22 protein-coding genes are annotated in these 21,382 nt (G+C 44.2%); 2 read left to right on the top strand and 20 right to left on the bottom strand.

Translation table 11 applies throughout. The annotated features are described in order from the left end of the window. Positions 1-48: 48 nt before the first annotated feature. The 14 genes from ICE93_RS04250 to ICE93_RS04185 all read right to left on the bottom strand — a co-directional run bounded on the left by ICE93_RS04250 (position 49) and on the right by ICE93_RS04185 (position 10,938). Complete coding sequence (locus tag ICE93_RS04250) at positions 49-675, bottom strand: phage integrase family protein (protein WP_015421765.1); 627 nt, start codon at positions 673-675, stop codon at positions 49-51. A gap of 183 nt (positions 676-858) precedes the next feature. After that, entirely contained in the window at positions 859-1,089 is a 231-nt protein-coding gene (locus tag ICE93_RS04245; protein WP_015421810.1) for a DUF2789 family protein, read from the bottom strand. 2 nt (positions 1,090-1,091) lie between these two features. Continuing rightward, positions 1,092-3,440 carry a heavy metal translocating P-type ATPase gene (locus ICE93_RS04240; RefSeq protein ID WP_216185877.1) on the bottom strand — a complete coding sequence of 783 codons (2,349 nt, stop codon included), beginning with the start codon at positions 3,438-3,440 and terminating at the stop codon, positions 1,092-1,094. A gap of 17 nt (positions 3,441-3,457) precedes the next feature. Next, complete coding sequence (locus tag ICE93_RS04235; RefSeq protein ID WP_255554490.1) at positions 3,458-3,958, bottom strand: TPM domain-containing protein; 501 nt, start codon at positions 3,956-3,958, stop codon at positions 3,458-3,460. A gap of 2 nt (positions 3,959-3,960) precedes the next feature. Further along, positions 3,961-4,824, bottom strand: a complete 864-nt coding sequence (locus tag ICE93_RS04230; protein ID WP_370624589.1) for a YgcG family protein — start codon at positions 4,822-4,824, stop codon at positions 3,961-3,963. 14 nt (positions 4,825-4,838) lie between these two features. Further along, on the bottom strand, positions 4,839-5,441 hold the full coding sequence (locus ICE93_RS04225) for a LemA family protein (RefSeq protein ID WP_216185873.1): 603 nt from the start codon (positions 5,439-5,441) through the stop codon (positions 4,839-4,841). Between the two features lie 86 nt (positions 5,442-5,527). After that, the gene (locus tag ICE93_RS04220; RefSeq protein ID WP_216185871.1) at positions 5,528-5,788 is read right to left on the bottom strand and encodes a heavy-metal-associated domain-containing protein; all 261 of its coding nucleotides are present in this window, start codon (positions 5,786-5,788) and stop codon (positions 5,528-5,530) included. Positions 5,789-5,790: 2 nt separating this feature from the next. Then, a complete protein-coding gene (locus tag ICE93_RS04215) occupies positions 5,791-6,045 on the bottom strand; it encodes a copper-binding protein (protein ID WP_216185869.1) in 255 nt (84 codons plus the stop codon). A gap of 64 nt (positions 6,046-6,109) precedes the next feature. Further along, positions 6,110-6,577, bottom strand: a complete 468-nt coding sequence (locus ICE93_RS04210; RefSeq protein WP_082784133.1) for a DUF411 domain-containing protein — start codon at positions 6,575-6,577, stop codon at positions 6,110-6,112. After that, a complete protein-coding gene (locus ICE93_RS04205; protein WP_215350260.1) occupies positions 6,558-7,064 on the bottom strand; it encodes a plastocyanin/azurin family copper-binding protein in 507 nt (168 codons plus the stop codon). The genes ICE93_RS04210 and ICE93_RS04205 overlap by 20 nt, the downstream gene beginning before the upstream one ends. Before the next feature lie 326 nt (positions 7,065-7,390). Then, positions 7,391-8,803 carry a multicopper oxidase family protein gene (locus tag ICE93_RS04200; protein ID WP_215386691.1) on the bottom strand — a complete coding sequence of 471 codons (1,413 nt, stop codon included), beginning with the start codon at positions 8,801-8,803 and terminating at the stop codon, positions 7,391-7,393. 12 nt (positions 8,804-8,815) lie between these two features. Next, complete coding sequence (locus tag ICE93_RS04195; RefSeq protein ID WP_216188267.1) at positions 8,816-10,249, bottom strand: TolC family protein; 1,434 nt, start codon at positions 10,247-10,249, stop codon at positions 8,816-8,818. Further along, positions 10,249-10,566, bottom strand: coding sequence for a hypothetical protein (locus tag ICE93_RS04190; RefSeq protein ID WP_216185867.1), 318 nt, complete (start codon positions 10,564-10,566; stop codon positions 10,249-10,251). Before ICE93_RS04190 ends, ICE93_RS04195 begins: the two co-directional genes overlap by 1 nt. A 66-nt stretch (positions 10,567-10,632) precedes the next feature. Continuing rightward, positions 10,633-10,938: a hypothetical protein gene (locus ICE93_RS04185; RefSeq protein ID WP_216185865.1), complete on the bottom strand. Its 306-nt coding sequence runs from the start codon at positions 10,936-10,938 to the stop codon at positions 10,633-10,635. Between the two features lie 265 nt (positions 10,939-11,203). Between ICE93_RS04185 and ICE93_RS04180 the strand changes: the two genes are divergently transcribed. Beyond that, a complete protein-coding gene (locus ICE93_RS04180; RefSeq protein WP_216185862.1) occupies positions 11,204-12,472 on the top strand; it encodes a hypothetical protein in 1,269 nt (422 codons plus the stop codon). 201 nt (positions 12,473-12,673) lie between these two features. Here the strand turns inward: ICE93_RS04180 and ICE93_RS04175 are convergent, their stop codons facing one another. Both ICE93_RS04175 and ICE93_RS04170 read right to left on the bottom strand, forming a co-directional pair. Continuing rightward, positions 12,674-13,174 (bottom strand): hypothetical protein, encoded by a 501-nt coding sequence (locus tag ICE93_RS04175; RefSeq protein ID WP_215346988.1) that lies wholly within the window; start codon positions 13,172-13,174, stop codon positions 12,674-12,676. 41 nt (positions 13,175-13,215) lie between these two features. Continuing rightward, a complete protein-coding gene (locus ICE93_RS04170) occupies positions 13,216-15,396 on the bottom strand; it encodes a heavy metal translocating P-type ATPase (RefSeq protein ID WP_216185860.1) in 2,181 nt (726 codons plus the stop codon). Between the two features lie 98 nt (positions 15,397-15,494). Between ICE93_RS04170 and cadR the strand changes: the two genes are divergently transcribed. Beyond that, on the top strand, positions 15,495-15,893 hold the full coding sequence (cadR, locus tag ICE93_RS04165; RefSeq protein WP_015421828.1) for a Cd(II)/Pb(II)-responsive transcriptional regulator: 399 nt from the start codon (positions 15,495-15,497) through the stop codon (positions 15,891-15,893). Positions 15,894-16,255: 362 nt separating this feature from the next. Here cadR and ICE93_RS04160 read toward each other — a convergent pair whose 3' ends face one another. From ICE93_RS04160 to ICE93_RS04145, 4 genes are read right to left on the bottom strand one after another with little or no spacing between them, the layout of a single operon-like run. After that, positions 16,256-16,624 carry a hypothetical protein gene (locus ICE93_RS04160; protein ID WP_015421829.1) on the bottom strand — a complete coding sequence of 123 codons (369 nt, stop codon included), beginning with the start codon at positions 16,622-16,624 and terminating at the stop codon, positions 16,256-16,258. Positions 16,625-16,639: 15 nt separating this feature from the next. After that, positions 16,640-19,762: an efflux RND transporter permease subunit gene (locus tag ICE93_RS04155; protein ID WP_015421830.1), complete on the bottom strand. Its 3,123-nt coding sequence runs from the start codon at positions 19,760-19,762 to the stop codon at positions 16,640-16,642. Positions 19,763-19,772: 10 nt separating this feature from the next. Then, complete coding sequence (locus ICE93_RS04150; protein WP_216185858.1) at positions 19,773-20,813, bottom strand: efflux RND transporter periplasmic adaptor subunit; 1,041 nt, start codon at positions 20,811-20,813, stop codon at positions 19,773-19,775. Beyond that, complete coding sequence (locus tag ICE93_RS04145) at positions 20,810-21,382, bottom strand: hypothetical protein (RefSeq protein WP_216185856.1); 573 nt, start codon at positions 21,380-21,382, stop codon at positions 20,810-20,812. Before ICE93_RS04145 ends, ICE93_RS04150 begins: the two co-directional genes overlap by 4 nt.

Raw genomic sequence — 21,382 nt, 5'->3', positions numbered from 1 at the left:
TAGATCACTTAATGCTGATTCTAAATCCTGCTAGCTTGTTAGTTAAAATCAAATAACCACAAAATCGCTCGCAGACAAGCCTGTAGGCTTGTTACTCAATACAGCAAAGGTAGTCGCGCTATAACTTGTGCCCGAGCCATCCTGATCGAAGGCTAAAGCGCCAGTACTGCTGTTATAGCAGACACGACTTGAATTCGACCACGTATCGGTTGCAAACAGCGTACTATCAAGGCATCCGGACGTATTAAACGCGCCAGTAAAGATGCTGCTTGATAGGTCAATCTTGTCTTCACTGTGCACAAAGTCAGTAATGGTCACGAGGCTTAGGCCTGATTTGGTCACATAGGCATCCGCTCTGACGGTCCCGCTGGTTACAAAATCAACCACGAGGTCTTCTTCAGCCAACTGCTTAAATGACTTGGATTTGAGGCTTAATTCCTGGCTTATCTTAGCCATGGTCTGCTCATAGAGTGCTATAGAGGTATGCTTGGCCTCCTCAAGATCCGCCTGGCCAGTGCTCATGGAGTGCCACTGACAATTGGGCAACCTAAAGCGGCATTGCCATTGATTGCTGCCTGATCGCTTAAAGAGACTTACTAAACCTCGGTGGAGGTGAATTACATCAGCAGACTGGGATGCACTAGATTTGAAGAAAAGCTGGTTTAGATTTTGCACTCAAGTGTCGTGTTTCGAGACACTTGTAGCTTAACTTCAGATTTCAGGAAGGTCGATCGGAAAATTTGTCGAGTAAACCGACATTTCATGTGTGGATATCTGGTAGGCAGACTCCGACCCAAAGCAGACCATCAATTCAATAATCTGAGTACGCTAACTCTCACCCAAAACTGAGCGACCTGCTTAACGTAAGGCTTTATTTAACTGATCCACAATCTCGGCCCAATCAGCATCTAAAAGCAACTCATCACGAAGAAGCCTTGCTTGAGATGGTGTCCACAATGGTGCATCCGCTAATTCAATCGCTTCATCTAAAGGAGCATGCCGATCAATGAATGCCTTAATACTATTACCATCAGAAGGTAGTCCTAATTGAAGGAATAACTCAGAGAATGGATGAAATGACTTTTCCATGATTAATTTCTCCTTAAACGTAACGCATTTGTAATGACCGAGGCTGAGCTCAAGCTCATGGCAAGTGCAGCAATTAATGGTGAGAGTAACCATCCAGTGAAAGGATATAAGAGACCAGCAGCAATAGGAATGCCCAGTGCGTTATAAAGAAACGCAAACACTAGGTTTTGCTTCATATTGCCTACCGTATCGTCTGAAAGCGACTTAGCAATCGCAATACCTCTGAGATCACCTTTAACTAAAGTAATTTGGGCGCTATTCATAGCAACGTCAGTACCGGTGCCCATAGCAATACCAACATTGGCTTTTGCTAAAGCTGGAGCATCATTGATGCCATCACCTGCCATTGCAACAATCCGACCTTCATTTTGTAGTCGAGTTACCAATTCGAGCTTATCTGCTGGCTTAACCTCTCCATAGACCTCTTCAATCCCAAGGCGCTTGCCAACAGATTTAGCAGTTGTCAATCCATCTCCCGTTGCCATCACAATTCGCAATCCCGCCCCTCTTAAGGTTTGCAAAGCCTCTGGCGTAGTAGCCTTAATAGGATCAGAAACAGCTAAAAGGCCAGCAAGCTTTCCGTTGATAGCTAAATGCATCACGCTAGCGCCTTCAGAGCGGAGCTCCTCTGCTTGGGCTTTCAAAATATCAACAGAAACTCCCAGCTTATCCATCAATGCAGTATTACCCAACGCCAAATGAAACAAGCCAACGCTACCTTGAACTCCAATTCCTGAACTTGATTCAAAGTTTTCGGGTTTCTCTAATGGCAAATTACGGTCTCTTGCGGCGCGAACAATTGCATCGGCAAGGGGATGCTCACTGCCCTGATCAAGACTTGCTGCAAGCTTTAAGACCTCATTACCATCAAAGCTGGGCGCAGGAATAACTCTATCAAAAATTGGCTTACCCTCTGTTAAGGTGCCTGTTTTATCAATAATGAGGGTGTTCACCTTACGAAGATTTTCAATGGCCGCAGCGTCGCGGAACAAAATTCCTTTTGTCGCCCCCTTACCAGTAGCAACCATAATCGACATTGGCGTGGCAAGACCTAGGGCACAAGGGCAAGCAATGATTAATACCGAAACCGCATTGATTAAACCAAAGACCCAACTTGGTTCGGGGCCAAAGATCCCCCAAATGAAAAAAGTCAGTAAAGCTATCGCTACAACCGTTACTACAAAATATCCCGCAACAATATCTGCCATTCGCTGCATTGGCGCTCTGGAGCGTTGGGCTTGAGCTACCATTTGAACAATTTGAGCCAGCATGGTTGAAGAACCAACACGCTCGGCTTTAATAATCAATGCGCCATTGGTATTCATCGTTGCTCCAATCACACGATCACCGATACGCTTAGTAACCGGCAATGGCTCCCCGGTAAGCATAGATTCATCAAGCGCACTAGAGCCTTCAACAATGACGCCATCAACAGGCACTTTTTCACCTGGGCGCACCCTCAATAAGTCTTCAATATGCACATTTGATAAGGGGATGTCTTCCTCGGATCCATCAGCCTTAATTCTTCTAGCCGTTTTAGGCGCTAAGCCCAAAAGTGATTTAATTGCCGCAGAAGTTTGTGAGCGTGCCTTTAGTTCCAACACCTGACCAAGCAGAGTCAATGAAATAATGACGGCGGCTGCCTCAAAATACACACCAATCCTGCCCATAGACATAAAGGAAGCAGGAAATACTTGTGGAGCTACCGTAGCAACAACGCTATAAAAAAATGCAGCACCTGTTCCCAATCCAATCAAAGTCCACATATTTGGACTACGATTGGCTATGGATTGCCAGCCACGATGAAAGAATGGCCATCCTGCCCATAAAACAATTGGTAGGGATAGGAATAATTCAACCCAGGTTTGGGTTTGAGACTCTAGTAGATTAAGTTTATGGCCAAACATCGCAAGGACAGTCACCACTGTCGTCAAAGGCAGCGTCCACCAAAATCGCCTTTGAAAATCAACTAATTCTGGATTTTCTTCTTCCTCTAATTCAGGCAGCAGAGGCTCTAAACTCATCCCACAAATTGGGCAATTACCAGGATGATCTTGTCGAATTTGCGGATGCATGGGGCAGGTATAAATTGTGCCAGCCACCGAAGCAGGCGACTCTGAGTCCTGTAGCCCCCCATCTAGATACCTGCTGGGCGCTCCAATAAATTTTTCTTTACAACCATTGCTGCAAAAGTAATACGCAATATTCTTAAGCGAGTAACTATGCTTAGACTGAGAAGTGACCGTCATGCCACAAACAGGATCCTTCAAGGAATTTTCATCTGAAGAATGTTCGTGATGGGAGTGATCGTGTCCATGCTCATGATGATTGTTCTCATTGTGCTTACTCATTGCAAATCCTTGTTTACCTAATCTATTAAAACTGGCGTATCTGGGATTTCATTATCTGAAGATGATTTCCCCGGGAATTGACTTTGCAATAGTTGACTCACCATTTCAATTCCAGACAAAATGCCAGCCTGATATTCATTGAGCGCAAATTTGGATTCGATCTCATGACAAATAACATCCCACGCACTGGCATCCGCATTTGAATGAATGCCTCTATCGGCAATTATCTCTACAGCATGATCGGCTAATAAAATATAAATGAGCACCCCATTATTGTGCTCGGTATCCCAAACTCTGAGATTGGTAAAGACTTCAATTGCACGATCTCTAGGGCTTAAGTCTTTTAACAAGGCAAGCGTATCCAGGGCACCTTCCACGGCAAAACAGATTTGACCCGAATGTTGAGCCTCACTATCTCGAATCGCATTTGTTATTGCGGCAAGATCTTCCTTGGAAAAGCATTTCTCTACCTTGCGACTATGAGACCAGAGATGTTTTATTAATCGATTCATATTCATGCTTACCATCTCCCCGAGGAGCCACCGCCACCAAAGCCGCCACCGCCACCACTAAATCCACCACCTCCACCATGGCCTCCACTGCTATAGCCACCAAAGCCATGTCTACCCAACCCCATTCCGGATAGAGCAACGACCAATGCCACAACACCGGCGATTAAGGCCATAGAAAACGCACCGAACATAAACCAGGCGATAAGAGCTACAAATCCTCCGGTAACGAGGGATCCAGGCAACCTGCCGAGCATCGATCGTAAGATTCCACCAAGCACTAAAGCCACAATAAAAATGATTGGTAAAAACGAACGAATATCCCCGGGGTCACGCATTTCTGTATTAGTTGGGTTTGGCGCTGGTAACGCCTCACCATCAACCACGCTAATCACAGCGTTTACGCCATCCGTAATGCCGCCATAAAAATCCTGCTGTTTGAATCGGGGCACAATGATTTGGTCGATGATTCGCTTGCTAGTTGCATCAGTTAATACTCCTTCAAGGCCGTAACCCACCTCAATCCGAAGGGCTCTATCCGCTTTAGCAATAATCAGAATCGCACCATCATCTACTTTTTTCCGTCCAATCTTCCATTGCTCAGCTACGCGAATAGCATATTGCTCAATAGCTTCAGGGGCTGTAGATTGCACCATTAACACCACAATCTGACTACCCTTTTTAGCCTCAAAATTGCTTAAGGTTTGATCTAGAGAGCCAATCTGACTGGGTGTAAGAGTACCTGTTTGATCAATGACCCGCCCTGATAAAGCTGGCACCGTCTGCTGCGCCACAGAAAACTGAGGCCAGCAGAGCAGCGCCAAAAGCGTTAGCAAGGCGAATAGGCATTTAGGCAGCCAGAAGATGCGGGTCACGAAAGTTGCTCCAATTATTTCGCCGCAGGAGTATCAAATGAAACGCTAGGAGGGGTCGCTAATTCCTTTTCATTCTCAACGGCAAAGTTTGCCTTAGCTTTATAACCAAACACCATTGCTGTTAAGTTAGATGGGAATGAACGAATCGTGACGTTGTACTCCTGTACAGATTTAATGTACCGATTACGAGCAACTGTAATGCGATTTTCAGTACCCTCTAGTTGCGCTTGCAAATCTCTAAACCCTTGATTTGTTCGTAAGCTCGGGTAGCTTTCTGTAACGACCAATAACCTGGATAAAGCCGAAGTGAGCTGCCCTTGCGCTTGCTGGAATTTCTGGAAAGCTTCTGGATTATTTACCAAATCAGGAGTAGCTTGAATTGAGGTAGCTTTAGATCTAGCCTCTACCACTTTGGTCAGGGTATCTTGCTCAAACTTAGCTTCGCCTTTGACCGTGCTTACTAGATTAGGAATCAGATCCGCTCTACGCTGATATTGATTCAATACCTCAGACCAGCTAGAAGTTACCTGCTCATCTTGGGACTGAATTTGGTTATACCCACAACCTGATAACAATACCGCTGCTATTGCCAACAGACCGATAAGATATTTACGCATTTGTTACTCCTTTACTTAATTGAAGTTTGAGTCTTTAAGAACAGTTACCTTTTTGGATGTCTAAAAATTGGGAATTAAAGAGAGTGTTAACCACAACAGCAACCACCAGATTTTTTCTGTGGCGCCTGAACGCTGCCATCAAGGTCCAAAGAAGAGGGGTAACCATCCTCATTTAGCGCATGAATCAAATCATCACTCTTCCAGCTCACCCTATCTAAATGCACTTTTCCTTTTTGCAAGTCGACATGGATATTGGATACGCCATCTAAAGATTCAAGTGCCTTGGTAACGTGGTTAACGCAAGATCCACAAGTCATACCGGCGACATTTAAATAAATTTGACTCATTTTCATTCTCCCTTTTTTAATTCGACGACATATAGCTTTCCACCTTCGCTTGATGCCACAAATTCCACTTGGTCTCCAGACTTAAGACCATTTAAAAGGGCTTTGTTTTTCACGTTAAAAATCATGGTCATTGGGGGCATATCTAAATTCTTGATTTCCTCGTGACGAATGGTGACTTTGCCTTGCTCCAAATCAACTTTGCGTACCTGACCAGCCGTATATGCACCAGTAGATTGGGCGCTTACTATATGAGTCAAGATTACTCCTGATAGTAGAAAAATAACACTCAAATATTTTTTTAGATTGTTCATAATTTAATTCCTATCGATAAGATTGATAAATTTGGGATTGACCATTTTTAGAGATCAATAAAACGTCATAAGGATCTTTTCTAGATCCATACTCAGGACCATCCATTCCTGGAGAGCCTATGGGCATCGCTGGTACAGCAATCCCTACAGCATTGGGCTTCTCGGCCAATAAACGCTTAATTTCCCTCGCCGGGACATGGCCTTCGATTGCATAACCATCAATGACTGCGGTATGGCAAGACCCAAACTGAATGGGCATGCCCATCTTCTTTCTAATCTGGTCATTACCATCGCTGATCACTTTAGTAGCAAAGCCATTTTTCTCCACATACGAAATCCAATCCTTGCAACAGCCACAAGTTGGACTCTTCCATACTGTGATCAATGGTTTTTCACTGACAGCACTGGATGCAAACGGCACTAGCACCAATCCCATTGCTATAGCCCTTCTTGTTAAATTAATGTTGATGGGAGCCATGGCCGTCCCCTTTCTGTGCTGGTGAAACAGATTTAGGTCCAGCTACCGAAATTGATCCCTTCATTCCCGCATCGTAATGGCCTGGTTGTAGGCATGCAAATTGCACTTTTCCAGATTTCGTAAATTGCCAAATAATTTCACCTGTTTGACCAGCGCCTAAGGTAACCATGTTTGGCTCGGCATGCTCCATTTCTGGAAACTTCATCATCTGCTTATAGTGCTCTTGTAGCTCTTGATCTGTACCAAGCACCATTTCATGTTTTGTTTTACCCAGATTCTTGACTACAAAGTGGATAGTTTCGCCTTGCTTGACTTGAATACTGCTAGGATTAAATCTCATGTTGTCTGTCATGCGAACTCTAATTGTTCGATTTACTTTGGCTGCAATACCCGGCTGTCCAACACTAGAATTTTCGCTGGCATGATCATGACCACCACTAGCGCCATGGTCATGAGACATTGCGCCCATGCCACCCATAGCCCCCATGCCTGCGCCTGATCCCTGCATCTTGTCATGCATCGCCTTACATTGACTAGCACTCATCTCAGGATGCATTTGTTGGCACATTGCCACCCTTTGTTCAGGAGTCATTTTTGCCATATTCTCGTGCATCGCCTTACATTGATCAGGACTCATTTCAGGATGCATTTTTTGACACATCGCTGCCATTGGATCTTGGTTCATGGCCCCTTGATTCATCATCCCCATACCGCCAGGTTGTGTTGCACCTTGCGCAAACACCAAACTAGATGCTGCCATCGCAATTGCTGCCAATGTAAATTGAATATTTTTCATTTTGTTTTCCTTAATTATTAATGTCCAGAATGCCCATTGGGCTTTCTTACTTGCACTTCGATTTCTTTTGTAGAGCTTGGTCTTGTTGATTGCATAGGTTTTGCAGCATTTAGTTGCGTTGGAGCTGCAGGTAATGCGCCTTTGTAAGCCTCTGCCACCGTACCAGCCGGATGCTTATACCAACCCGGATCTGCATAATCGCCAGGCTTTTGATCCTTACGTACTTTTAATACGCTAAACATACCACCCATCTCTACCGACCCAAAAGGACCCATACCCGTCATCATGCGAGCCGTGTTATCAGGAATAGGCATTTCCATTTCAGACATATCACCCATACCCCTTTCACCCATCACCATATAGTCAGGTATCAGACTGTTGATCTTCTTGCCAACCCCCCGATGATCAACGCCAATCATGGTGGGGAGGTTATGCCCCATTGCATTCATGGTGTGGTGGCTCTTATGGCAATGGATCGCCCAGTCACCCTCTTCATCTGCAAGAAATTCAATTTGCCGCATCTGCCCAACAGCCACGTCAGTGGTTACCTCAGGCCAACGAGCAGTTTTTGGAACAGGGCCTCCATCAGTGCCTGTGACCGAAAACTCATGCCCATGAAGATGAATTGGATGATTGGTCATTGTTAAGTTTCCTACTCTGATTCGGACCTTGTCATTTAGGGCGACATTCAAAGAATCTATGCCAGGAAAAACGCGGCTATTCCAGCTCCATATATTGAAGTCAACCATCGTGGCTACTTTTGGTGTGTAACTACCAGGATCAATGTCATATGAGCTCAATAAAAAACAAAAGTCCCTATTAACATCATCAATAAGTGGATTTTGATCTTTAGGATGCGTAATCCACATACCCATCATTCCCATTGCCATCTGCGTCATTTCATCGGCATGGGGGTGGTACATGAAAGTCCCCGGGCGGCGAGCAACAAACTCGTACATAAAGGTTTTTCCCGGCGGAATACCTTTTTGAGTTAAACCTGTTACACCATCCATACCATTTGGTAATCTTTGGCCATGCCAATGCACTGAAGTCTGCTCTGGTAACCGGTTAGTAACAAATATCCGAACTCGATCACCTTCCACCACTTCGATTGTTGGCCCAGGGCTTTGACCGTTGTAACCCCATAGGTGCGCCTTAAATCCAGGAGTCATTTCTCGCACTACTGGCTCAGCGACTAAATGAAACTCTTTAACGCCTTCATTCATTCTCCAGGGCAATGTCCAGCCATTTAAGGTAACAACTGGATTGTATGGGCGACCTGTACTAGGTGTTAATGGTGGCATCGTATTAGCGTTTACCTGCGTCACTAATTCTGGGGCACCAGATAAGGCATAGCGGCCAACTGCTGCAACCGCGACAGCACCGCCAGCAATACCGGCATATTTAAAAAAATCTCTTCTTGAACTCATTATTTTTCCTTATCAATGTCCGGCAGGGTTTGCTAACATCCCCGCCCCAGTAACGCTAGGCACCTGGAGTATTGTTGGTCTGCCAATTAAGGAGGACTGCAAAGCAGCATCTGTTAACCAAAATTGTTGCTGAGCATTAATTGCTGCAATTACTGCAGAGACCTGATCTCTTGAGTCGGCAATCAACTCAAAGACACCAATAATCATGCCGTTATAGCGAAGCTGACTTTCTTCAGCGATGGCTTTGCGTACAGGTATTACTTCTTTTCGATAGTGTTGGGATATATCGTATGCAGTTCGATAGGCCGAGTAAGTCTCCCTCAAATTGGAACTAGCATTTCGAGTAACGCCCTCTAGCCGATTAAATGCGGCTAAAGTTTGGGCATTCATGGCATCCCTACTCATATTTCCCCAATCGAAAATTGGTAGTCGAATCGAAATTTCATAGCCCTGCTTTGGGGTGCTCTCACCAGATGCTGAATCAAATTTAGTGCCGCGATTAAAGCCCAGCTCAATATCGGTAAAACTGGTGATGTTGTTAAGCCCCTGGGCCTTCGCTGCTGCCTCTAAAGTCGTTGTAGCCAAGCGAATATCTAGCCGCTCCACGCCAGCTTGCTGCGCAATAAATTCAGTATTTGGCGGTTGCTTAGGCAGATCAGGTAAACGATTGGGCAATTTGAGTTCTTTTGCCTGAGCTTCACTTAGCCCAAGAGCACGAACAAGCTCCTCCCTACGGCTTACTGAAGTCTGTTTTGCATTAGCAAACTGCGTGGCCGAATCTGCATAAAAAGCTTGCTGCCTTGCACGAGTAATCTTATTGAGATTACCTACCGCCTCCATGCGCCTTGCTAGCTCAGCACTTGCTTCTGCACTTCGAAAAACTTGATCGGCATATTTGAGGGATTGCTCTGCTGCAACTGCACGAACCCAAGCCTGGCGAACCAAAGTCACTTGATCAATGATTTCGGTAGTTAAACGCAATTGAGCTTGTTCAATTCGCTTATCAGCTATTCCTTTGCGTTGAGGCAAAGTAATCAGATCTAATAATCCAAATACAAACCAGCGATTAAATTCGATCTCTGGACTAGTAACCATTCGCTCAAAAGCAAAATAAGGATTAGACATTCTGCCTGCTTGGGCAGCAGACGCTGCTTCAGACCAATTCTGGGCAATAAGTGCTTGAACGGCTGGACTATTAATCAAGGCAAGCTGAACAGCATCGCTTTGATTTAAATTCTTAGCCAGCAGTTCCTGAGCTCTACCCTGAAGAACATCACGCTCATCTGACGATTTTGCTAAAACAACCTGGCCATTAGTAAATTTACTCGAATCTAGATTCGTTTTTTGTAAGGCCTCGTCAATATTGACGCTAGCGCATCCAGTAAGAGCACTCGCAAATAAGATTGATACTATTTTGTATCGTTTATTGAAAGGCATGGTCATCATCATTTAACTCCCTCGTGATGATTTTTCGAGTGCTCTTCGCTTGTTGGCGCCACATCAGCCTGAGCAGCTTCTTTTGCATACACTTTCCATCCGCCGATCTTTTGGACGGTAGCGTTAGCCTGCCTCCAAGGAATGATCTCCTCTTCCGAATAAGGCTGATAATTTTTAAATACTGACGTGTACTGCAGCGACTCGGCAATAGACTTTGCCGAAGAACCATTTACCGCCGCATCTTGCGCCGATGCAACTGGACTACCTAGTAATGTGAGCGCCAATAGAAACATTCCATTGCCCCACATGCATTTAAATATGCTCATAATTTCTCCAATAGACAAACGTAGCGACAAGACTTGTCGCCAAAATCTACTTACTACTGAGGAAATTTAAATCCGAGGGGGTTTGTAAATGCTACCTAGCGATTGGCCGAGTGCCAAAGTAGGATCGTAAGGCAGTAGATTGTCCGCATACTGCAAAGGAGCAACTACGGAGGATGAAACTGTTAAATCAGCAATACCAACGCAGCACTGAGAAGCGGTATGGCACTTTGTAGCCACTTTCTTTGCCGACTTTTCTATCGATGAAGTGCAATCGTTACATTGCTTATGCTGCATATGAGAGTCAGCATTATCAGCATGAGTCGCAGCTTGGGACTGGTGCGCATGGTGTTGATCGGAAACGAATACGGGCATGCTAGCCGCATGAATCAGGCTAATAAAAAAACTTAAACATAAGAAAACGCATACTTTCCGCATTGTTTAATATTACACTGAATTTAGCGTTTTGTCGGCCTTACCCTTCACATTTTGAGTCTAGGCATTAACTTATTGAGCTATTGAGGCTATAAACCCAAGCAAATTCAAGAGGATGTGAATAGGGTTTGGGAAGGTGCGTTTATCGTAAAGTGCTACAAGAAACCCCACCATCCCCACCGAAGAGATAGTAGATACGAAATCCATGTCAGATAAAGCCACCAAACTCAATGCCCAGTGCAACTGCATCAGCGTTGACAAACAGAAACTAGATATTGAGGTTCATCGCCTTATTAGTGATCTGGACCTTGCTGATTCAACTGCTACAACGATAGGCTCGATGCTCTCAAGTAGCGGAGTATTTATTGACCAAGCCGCCTTAGATCAGATGAAAGCATTAGTAAAAGCGGTCTATAAAGTTTGCGAAATGCCTTTATTTCAAAAATTAGTTCTTGAGCAAGCTCCATTGATTGCTAGGCATCAACAAAGTACAAGTGGTGTTTTTTATGGATTTGATTTTCACCTAGGGGTAAATGGCCCGCAATTAATTGAAATCAATACCAATGCAGGCGGCGCTATGATTTCTGCCCTTGAAATTGGGGCATCGAAAAATTGCTGTGAGCCAGTAGAGAGACGCTTGGGAGTAAGAAATATGCCCAATGAAATTTATGAGACTTTTCTGGATATGTTTACCCAGGAGTGGAGGTCCTTCAATAAGGATCCTTCTGCCCAATTAAAGACAATTGCAATCGTTGATGAGAATCCAACTGAACAATTCTTATATCCTGAGTTTCAACTCTTCCAAGCCCTGTTTCAAAAGCATGGAATCACGACAATCATCACCTCTCCAGACGGCCTCACCATTAAAGACAAAAAGGTTTACTTCGGTAAAATTCAAATTGACTTAATCTACAACCGAACGACTGACTTTTATTTTCAAGATTCGTCATACGAAGTGCTTAGAGACGCTTATCTTCAAGATTATGTGGCTATCACCCCAAACCCCTTTAATCATGCAGTATTTGCCAATAAAGATAACCTTTGCATCTTAAGCAATCGGGAACATCTTGACTCCCTAGGGGTTGACTTGTCTATACAAGAAATACTCCTGAGTCACATTCCAGAGACTGTAAAAGTTTCCTCTAAAAACGAAGAATCTCTTTGGACCAATCGTAAAGAGTACTTTTTCAAGCCCAGTCAAGGCTATGGGAGTCGCGCTGTATATCGCGGAGATAAATTAACTAAAGGTGTATGGGGTCAAATTAAGGATAAAAGCTATATTGCACAAAAAGTAATTCCACCAAGCAAACGAACCATCAAGATTGATGGCAATGAGGCTGATCTTAAAGTCGATATTAGGGATTATGTCTTTGAAGGTAACTCACTCATTACAGTAACACGCATATACCAAGGACAAACTACAAATTTAAGAACCTTGGGGGGCGGCTTCTCGCCTCTTTATAGCGTTGACTAAGATTGATGCGGTTTAAGATACAATTTAAATTTCTATCTTCTTTAATTCTGAAATTGTAATTAAATGAGTTCAGTTACTAGAATTGCAGTGACTACTTCCGGCCGATTTGAGTCATCTGAGTGAATTCAATCAATTTGGATCTTATCGACCCAAGGGAGACCTTGGAGGACAAGTCCAGTAACTCATCCCCCTAGTGTGTTACTACCTTGACCGATCCATCCACATATAGTTCTGCTGCATCATTTGGTTCATCATGTTCTGCTGCATACCCATGTATTGATCCATCATGTATTGGCGTTGCTTTAACTGCTCAGGTGTTAATTTAGAGTAATAGGGGCCCATACCATTCCAACCCATCATGTGTCCACCCATCATGCCGCCGTTACCACCACAACAACCCATCATTCCCGAACCCCACATGCCTTGCATCATATTCATGTTGCCCTGCATTGTGCTCCAGTGAGCCTGCATCAGCTTTTGCCTTTCTTGCGGATCTTGAGTTGCACGGATCTGATCCATCTGCTGTTGCATCTTTTTAAAGTTCTCTTGAATTTGAGCGGCTTGCTTATCAAACTCCGCTACATCAACATTTTTTTGTTGTGTCTGTGAGGCTTTAGTGCCTGCCCCTGCTGATTGCGCCAAAACGGGCGCACTTAATAAAACACCCAAACTTAAAATCGCAACACATCCTAGCTTTTTCATCTTAGTACTCCTTGAGTTAAATGCTGAATATTGACTACTGTCTAACTTCTTAATAACCGCAATCCATTTGCCACTACTAGCAAGCTCGCACCCATATCCGCAAATACCGCCATCCACATCGTGGCTTGCCCTGTAAAGGTAAGCACAAGGAAAATAGCTTTAATGCCAAGAGCAAGAACAATGTTTTGAGTCAGAATTAGAGCGGTTGATTTGGATAGCCGAATAAAGGTAGCAATCTTGCGTAAATCATCATCCATTAGCGCAACATCAGCAGTCTCTATCGCAGTATCGGTTCCAGCCGCCCCCATCGCAAATCCAATACTTGCTCTTGCTAAAGCGGGGGCATCATTAATGCCATCTCCAACCATGCCTACCTTTACATTGGGATCCTTTTTTAGGCGACTGTCAATTATTTTGAGCTTATCTTCAGGCAATAAATTACCCATAATCTCATCGACACCCACCTGTTTACCTATTGCCTTAGCGGTGTGCTCATTGTCACCAGTGAGCATGATGGTAGTCACGCCTAATTGGTGAAGCTCATCAATAGCCTGCTTGCTTGTTTCTCTAACAGTATCGGCCACCGCAATAATAGCTAAAACCTCTGTTTGGTTGGTAAGCAATACGGCCGTTTTGCCCTGCTGCTCTAGTGGTAATAAACGATTCTCAATATCATCAGAGCACAAACCCAATTCTTCAATCAGTCGATGATTGCCAAGGTAATACAAATTACCCTCAATAACGCCTTTGACACCGCGACCCAGAATCGCCTCAAAGCTATCTACAGTCTTTAAATCATTCTTTTGCTCTTGATTAGCATGGGCAATTGCTAGAGATACGGGATGATCAGATCGTGCCGCAAGACTGATGGCAATTTCGTGAATATGCTTGTCATTGCCACTTAATGCAAAAAAGTCCGTTTGTGCAGGCTTCCCGTAGGTGAGGGTCCCTGTCTTATCTACTGCCAAGACCTTCATGCTCCGTCCTGCTTCTAAAAAAGCGCCCCCTTTAATCAAGATGCCTTTTCTTGCGGCAGATGCTAAGCCACTCACAATCGTTACTGGTGTTGAGATCACTAAGGCACAAGGGCAGGCAATCACTAACATGACTAATGCTTTATAGATCCACTCTTGCCATGACTGCGCCATTAACAATGGAGGCAAAACAGCGACTAATACTGCAAGCAAGAAGACCGCTGGGGTATAGAGCCTAGCGAATTGATCAACAAAACGCTGGGTAGGCGCACGACTTCCTTGCGCTGCTTCTACTGCATGAATAATTCGAGCTAGCGTTGAATGAGTCGCTTCTGCAGTAACTTTGTATTCGAACGATCCTGTCTGATTGATCGTTCCTGCAAATACCTCATCGCCAATTATCTTATCGACAGGTAGGCTCTCACCCGTGATTGGCGCTTGATTTACTGCCGAGTTACCACTAATTAATATGCCATCTAAAGCTATTCGCTCTCCGGGACGCACTCGAACTAAAGCACCTAAAGCAATAGCCTTAACATCTATTAGCACCCAAGAGCCATCGGCTTGCTGAACGGTTGCGGTTTCAGGGGTGAGGTCTAATAAGCCACGAATCGCATTACGAGCACGATCTAATGACTTGGCTTCAATTACTTCAGCTAGAGTAAATAAGAACATCACCATGGCGGCTTCTGGCCAACTTCCAATCGCCATCGCGCCTGTGACTGCAATTGACATTAAGGCATTGATATTGAGATTGCCATTCTTTAATGCAATCCAGCCCTTTTTATAAGTGGTAAGGCCCCCTGAAGCAATTGAGGCGATTACTAGAGCAATGACAATCCACTGATTACCAAGTTGCAGCAATTCCATGATTTCAGCCAAGGTTGCAGTGATACCTGCAATAGCCAATGGCCACCAATTGGTTTTAGGCATAGGCTCAAGTGAGCTGTCCTTTGTAGAAGTCTCACCAATTTGTAGCACCGCCTGCATTCCAATTGAACCCAAAGCGGACTCGATAGCGTCAAGTGAGTTGAGATTGTGACCAACCGTGAGTATCCTTTGCATTAAGTTAAAATCCAGCGACTCAATGCCGCTTACACTCGCTAGCTTTTTACGAATAAGCGCCTCTTCAGTTGGACAGTCCATATTTTCAATGCGATAGATGGCCTTATTCTTGCTCGGCATCTCAGAAGCCTTTGTCACAGGAGTTGATGCAGAACAGCTACAGGAGGTATTGCATTCGCTCATAGCGGAAACCTAAATGATGAAGACATAAAACATTTAACACCCTATAGTAACTATAGAGTCAAGGGATTAGAATAAAAATGTAAAAACTTGGAGGTCAAATGAGAATTGGTGAACTAGCAACAGCCACAAGCACTCAAGTGGAAACTATTCGGTTTTATGAACAAGAGGGTTTGTTAGCAAAACCGGCTCGATCTGAGGGTAACTTCCGAATCTACGGGGATCAGCACCTGCAACGCCTTACATTTATTCGCCACTGCCGCTCGCTGGACATGACCTTAAGTGAAATTCGTCAATTACTTCGCTTAAAAGATTTGCCCGATGAAAACTGTGATGCAGTAAATGAATTGCTTGATGCCCATATTGAAGGTGTAAGCAATCGAATTAATGAGCTACGCCAACTTGAACGACAATTAAAGCTGCTCAGAAAACAATGCCATGCGAATCAGGACTCAGCACACTGCGGGATCTTAAATAAATTATCGCTACCCGTGAAGTAAAAAAGAGGTGACACTACCGCCTCTTATTAGCCGAAAGCAGTCATCGGCCTTTTGCCGATTTACCAATAACCAATCGTTAACACCCAAGGAACCCTGTCTAAAGCCAATTCGACATTTTTAAGCCCGTTGGGAACAATAGACAATATTGGGTCGTTGTGAGTGGGAATGTTAAGCACTGATTAGCCGTGAGCGTCTCGAAACACGACGGTTGTCGGGTTAACCAACATAGTAGGATGCCGTTAGCAATGGACCGATAACGACCCAAAACCAACTATAGATGGGCGCTGTCTTTACTATTCAGCGAGGTTAATCCAGATCATTTAGGGCGACCCAGAGTACAGACTAGATTGAGCTGATTTAGGCTATAAATTAAATCCTGCTGTAATCACTTTCGCTTTTATCTTGATAACTGCTATAGCCTTAGCTCCCTTGGGAATAGCGAAATTACCTTTCACTTCCAATTTGCCTCCATTAGGCAGTAGCTCATAATCTTTTTTATCTGATCCAATTAAGACTGTCAGCTTTGCGGTCCCACCATCTATAGGTATCGGTTTACCGTGGTCCGTCAAATACAGCGATAGGCTATCAGGCTTTGCAACCAATTCAACATCAATGTCCTTAGCCTCTACTATGACACCGCCATGCATTGGCTTTAAATCATGGCCGGCTCCAGCATGGGCTGGACCAATAAAACTGATTAGCAAGGTTGCAATCACCATCATTGATTTCATATAAACCCCTTTAAATTAAAATACTTCGTTAGTTTTCATATTGCTCAAGGCTATTTCAGATGCTTTTTTCCCGTAAAGCCAAAACATGGCTGGCGTTAAAAAGGTATCCAATAAGGTAGAGCTGATGAGCCCGGAGAAAATAACAACTGCTACTGGATGCAATATCTCTGTACCAGGACGCTCTGCTTCAAATAACAATGGTGCCAAGGCAAAAGCTGTGACCAAAGCTGTCATTAGTACAGGACTTAAGCGCTCAATTGATCCGCGAATAATCATTGCCAGACTAAACGATTCACCTTCTGACTGCATCAAATTTAAGTAATGGCTAATTTTTAAGATTCCGTTACGCACAGATATTCCTGCTAGCGTGATAAATCCTATTAATGCAGCAATCGAGAGTGGCTGGCCTGAAATCCACAAACCAATCACTGCTCCGACCATAGCTAAGGGAATGTTAGACATAATCATTAAAGATAGGCGCATGGACTTATAGCGGTTATTTAAAACCGCAAACATCAAAAGAAATGATCCAATCGATAGCAAACCAATTACTTTAGATGCCTCTTCTTGCGCTTTAAATTGACCATCTAAAGTAATAAAGTAACCCTCTGGAAGAGTCTGATTAGAGATCACAGTTCTAATATCAGCCACGATATCTGACAGGGCACGCTTGGAGGCATTAGCCGATAAGACAATTCTTCGCTTACCGCCGTCTCTGCTAATTTGATTTGGGCCATCCCCATCCTCAATGCTAGCAATTTTGGAGAGTGGAATTTTTCCATTTGGCGTATCAATCAAGATATCAGCAAGCCCTTCTAAATTTCTTGCTGAGTCTGGTAACTTGATCACTAAGGCAAACCGTCGATTACCCTCAATAATTTGCGAGAGCCTCTCCCCTTCAACCATGCCCTGCAAGGTGGCCATAATCTGAGATGTTGAAACTCCATATTGCGCCGCCTTATCGTAATCAATTCGGACCTTAATTTGTGGTGCTAAAACCTGCTTTTCTATTTCTAGATCAACTAAGCCTTCAATGCCTGCCAATTTCGATCTTAGAAGGTCGGCTTGGCTACGCAGCACGTCCAAATCATCGCCAAAGATCTTAATAGCAATTTGCGATCGCACTCCTGAAAGCATGTGATCTATTCGATGTGAGATTGGCTGACCGATCGCAATTGCAGCGGGTAAGTTAACTAATCTTGACCTGATATCTGCCTGTATCTCAGCCATGGAGCGATCTAAATCTCCCGCAGGCTTTAAACCAACATCTAACTCGCTCACATGTACACCTTCCGCATGCTCGTCCAATTCTGCGCGGCCACTCCTGCGTCCAACATAAGTCACTTCTGGAACCTGCCTGACTAACTTTTCTGCTTGGCTAGCTACGCCCGCCGATTCAGAGAGAGAGACACCAGGATTTAAACGCAATCCGATCAGTAAAGTCCCTTCGTTAAAGGGCGGTAAAAATGCGCTCGCCATAAAGGGAACACTGGCAGCAGCGACTATGACGGATGCAAAAGCATACATCAGAGGCTTTTTAGGCGCCGCCAATAACCTTGATAACTGAACCTCATAATGGCTTTTAAGCCAAGTGACAATCTTTGTATCGTGATCCCTCAGGGACTGCATTGAGGGCAGCAAGTAAAAGCAGAGTACTGGCGTGATAGTGACTGAAACTAAAAGCGATGCAAGAGTAGAGACTATAAATGCAATACCCAAAGGCACAAATAGTCGCCCCTCTATACCTGGTAATGCAAATAATGGGATGAATACCAAAACGATGATGGCTGTAGCATAGATAATTCCGGTTCTTACCTCAAGCGATGCGGCTCTCACAATCGCTAGTGGACTTAATTGGTCTAAAGATGCTTTATCTAGATTTACTCTAAGGCGACGAATTACGTTTTCCACATCAACTACTGCATCATCAACCAGGCCGCCGATTCCAATGGCTAAGCCTCCTAAGGTCATCGTATTAATTGATAAACCAAAGTACTTAAAAACTAGGGCAGTTAAGAGAATTGAAACTGGAATTGCTGTTAATGAGATGAGGACCGGGCGAATTGTTCCTAAAAAGAAATACAGCACTACAGCAACAAAGATTGATGCGCCAATCAGCTTACCCTCTAAAGTGCTAATGGATGCATCAATAAAGCTCGCCTGCCTAAATGTTACTTTTGGAGCTTCCATGCCAGTTGGCAAGCCCTGCTTTAATTCTGCAATAGCCGATTCAATCTTTTTTGTTAGCGCTACCGTATCTGCTGAAGGTTGTTTTTGTACACCTAGAATGACTGCTGGCCCACCTTCATAACCGGCATCGCCTCGCTTAACTGCTGGTGCAAAAGTAATATCTGCAACTTGTCTTAAAAGTATTGTTTGTCCATTGCGGTTCGATACGGCAATGTTCTTTAAATCTTCAAGGCTAGAGGTTCGCCCTATATGACGAATAAGATACTCACGATTATTGGACTCAAGAAATCCACCAGACGTATTTGCAGAGTAGCCCCGCAATGCATCTTCAATCTGCAATATGCTAAGGCCTAGCTCCGCCATACGGCGAGTATTGGGTTGCACTTGAAACTGCCTGACTTGCCCACCTATAGGAATGACTTGCGCTACCCCGGGGATAGCCATCAATCTGGGTCGCAAAACCCAATCAGCATACTCGCGAACCTGCATGGATGAAATCTTAGATTCATCAATCGGAATGGCAATTTGCATAATCTCACCCATGATCGAACTAATGGGCCCCATGCGCGAAACAATGCCATCCGGAATTGCTCCCTCCATAGATGACAGTCTTTCTGAAACCATTTGTCTGGCGCGATAGATGTCTACAGTCCAGTCAAAAGTAACGTATATGAAAGAGAGGCCGGCGCTAGATACTGAGCGAATAGCCTCTACTCCCGGTAAACCATTCATAGCCGTTTCGAGTGGGAATGTAATGAGTTGTTCAACTTCTTCTGAAGCCATTCCGCCAGCCTCGGTCATGATGGTGACAGTAGGCTTATTCAGATCGGGAAAGACATCCACAGGCATCTTGCTTAAGGTGTAGGCACCATAGAACATAGATATAGCACCGAGCAAAATCACTATCATGCGATTTTTTAAGCTGAAATCTAATAACCAAGTAAACATGTCTTAATCCTTAACGAATTTGATTGATGAGGGATGCCCCATCAGTAATGACTCGTTCACCATCTTTAATACCACTAGTAATAACAATGCTCTGACCATCTAAAGGCTCATATACAACTGTTCTTGGCTCAAATATTTCTGGGGACTTTTTAATCCAGACAATTGTTTGGTTCGAGCTGCTTTTGACTAATGATTTTGAAGGCGCCTTTACTCCAGTGATCTTGCTATCGGTATTTACAAATACTCGAATGGGCTGACCTATGGGTAAAAATTGGAGATCGTCCGATTTAGCAGAAAAAGTTAGAGGTAAGGCTTGCTCTCTGAGGGTCTGTCCACCACCAAGATACTTGAGCTCAATCACTTTGCCATTGGCATCCACCTTGCCATCAGCAATGTTCTTACTCAGACTTGAATCGTAGGCAAGCGCTTCTATTAATAGCTTGGATGGATTAACGACCTCAAAGATTAGATCTCTTGCTTGCACTACTTGGCCAGATACGACACCCGTAGTAGAAATAATTCCGCTGACTGGGGCTCTTAATTCTTCATTAGCAACAGCGGCTTCTGCCTCTTCAATAGTCTTACGAGGGACCGTATCGCTCAGATCTCGCAAACGCTTTAGTCGACTTTCCGCAAGTGATCTTGATTTTCCTGGGCCAGCCTCTGGCGTTACATACGCCAAGACATCGCCTTTACTAACCTTCTGTCCGGGCAATGGAAAACCAGCTGGTCCCGGCGTAATACGGCCAGCAACAATCGCTTGCACCTTACCGCCAAAGTTAGGATCCATAATGACTTTTCCAGCTAAATCATAGGTTTTGGCATATTCGCCGAACTGGCCAGGAGCTGTCATCACGTGTAACTGGCGTTGCGCAGGCTTGGGAATAAAAAGACTGCCGTCCGACTGTCTTTTAGGGGCGTCACCTTGAACTTGGGATACTTCCGACTCGCCATGACCCGGCCCAGCATAAACCTTAAAAGCAAATAGCGCCACAGATAAACTAATGAGGACAATGGGGCGAAATACAAAATCTCTCTGTTTGCGATTCATACCCGCTCCTTAATTTGTTTGATTAGTTTTTTTGTATTCGTCATCAACACCTCTTTCTTGCGATAAGACAAATAGGCAATTGCCATCAAGAGGCTGAAATAAAGCAAGATCTTTATTGCTGATTTCCAAGTGATCAATGAGGAGCGCTCAAAGGAACTTAGATCTATAGTGGCTGCTAGTATGTCGGTAACATCATCATCATTAATCGTGATGGTGATCGCAGTAGGCTGATCTTTAATTTTATTTTTTAGGCGAAAGAGATACTCTCCATCGCCATGAGGCTCTGAACTAATTTTAGAGCCCTCAAGCTCAATTTCAACCTTGGCTCCTTTGACCAATTCATTGGAGGAGTAGCGATCTAGGTAGAGCGTGATTTCCTTGCCGTTAATCACTCCTACCGCCTCATAGAGATCAGATTCAGCATAAAAGCGAGGTAGTGATTGAGTTTGTGCAGTGGTGGGTTTTTCCTCCCCATGACCAGGACCTGCATAAGTTGCCGATGCGATCGTCAGAAATAGCGCAATTAATAGTTTTGACGCCCACTGACTATATTTGTTCAATAAATTCAT

The sequence above is a fragment of the Polynucleobacter sp. MWH-HuK1 genome (assembly GCF_018881815.1).
GTDB lineage: Bacteria > Pseudomonadota > Gammaproteobacteria > Burkholderiales > Burkholderiaceae > Polynucleobacter.
The sequence above is the reverse complement of the archived record's forward strand: the minus strand, read 5'-3'. Positions and strand labels throughout refer to the sequence as shown.

Bases quoted from the DNA above. Each gene is read 5' to 3' on its own strand.
- ICE93_RS04245 (WP_015421810.1), bottom strand. From the start codon at position 1,089: ATGGAAAAGTCATTTCATCCATTCTCTGAGTTATTCCTTCAATTAGGA.
- ICE93_RS04240 (WP_216185877.1), bottom strand. From the start codon at position 3,440: ATGAGTAAGCACAATGAGAACAATCATCATGAGCATGGACACGATCAC.
- ICE93_RS04235 (WP_255554490.1), bottom strand. From the start codon at position 3,958: ATGAATATGAATCGATTAATAAAACATCTCTGGTCTCATAGTCGCAAG.
- ICE93_RS04225 (WP_216185873.1), bottom strand. From the start codon at position 5,441: ATGCGTAAATATCTTATCGGTCTGTTGGCAATAGCAGCGGTATTGTTA.
- ICE93_RS04220 (WP_216185871.1), bottom strand. From the start codon at position 5,788: ATGAGTCAAATTTATTTAAATGTCGCCGGTATGACTTGTGGATCTTGC.
- ICE93_RS04210 (WP_082784133.1), bottom strand. From the start codon at position 6,577: ATGGCTCCCATCAACATTAATTTAACAAGAAGGGCTATAGCAATGGGA.
- ICE93_RS04205 (WP_215350260.1), bottom strand. From the start codon at position 7,064: ATGGGGGCTATGGGTGGCATGGGCGCAATGTCTCATGACCATGGCGCT.
- ICE93_RS04200 (WP_215386691.1), bottom strand. From the start codon at position 8,803: ATGAGTTCAAGAAGAGATTTTTTTAAATATGCCGGTATTGCTGGCGGT.
- ICE93_RS04195 (WP_216188267.1), bottom strand. From the start codon at position 10,249: ATGATGACCATGCCTTTCAATAAACGATACAAAATAGTATCAATCTTA.
- ICE93_RS04190 (WP_216185867.1), bottom strand. From the start codon at position 10,566: ATGAGCATATTTAAATGCATGTGGGGCAATGGAATGTTTCTATTGGCG.
- ICE93_RS04185 (WP_216185865.1), bottom strand. From the start codon at position 10,938: ATGCCCGTATTCGTTTCCGATCAACACCATGCGCACCAGTCCCAAGCT.
- ICE93_RS04180 (WP_216185862.1), top strand. From the start codon at position 11,204: ATGTCAGATAAAGCCACCAAACTCAATGCCCAGTGCAACTGCATCAGC.
- ICE93_RS04175 (WP_215346988.1), bottom strand. From the start codon at position 13,174: ATGAAAAAGCTAGGATGTGTTGCGATTTTAAGTTTGGGTGTTTTATTA.
- ICE93_RS04170 (WP_216185860.1), bottom strand. From the start codon at position 15,396: ATGAGCGAATGCAATACCTCCTGTAGCTGTTCTGCATCAACTCCTGTG.
- cadR (WP_015421828.1), top strand. From the start codon at position 15,495: ATGAGAATTGGTGAACTAGCAACAGCCACAAGCACTCAAGTGGAAACT.
- ICE93_RS04160 (WP_015421829.1), bottom strand. From the start codon at position 16,624: ATGAAATCAATGATGGTGATTGCAACCTTGCTAATCAGTTTTATTGGT.
- ICE93_RS04155 (WP_015421830.1), bottom strand. From the start codon at position 19,762: ATGTTTACTTGGTTATTAGATTTCAGCTTAAAAAATCGCATGATAGTG.
- ICE93_RS04150 (WP_216185858.1), bottom strand. From the start codon at position 20,813: ATGAATCGCAAACAGAGAGATTTTGTATTTCGCCCCATTGTCCTCATT.
- ICE93_RS04145 (WP_216185856.1), bottom strand. From the start codon at position 21,382: ATGAATTTATTGAACAAATATAGTCAGTGGGCGTCAAAACTATTAATT.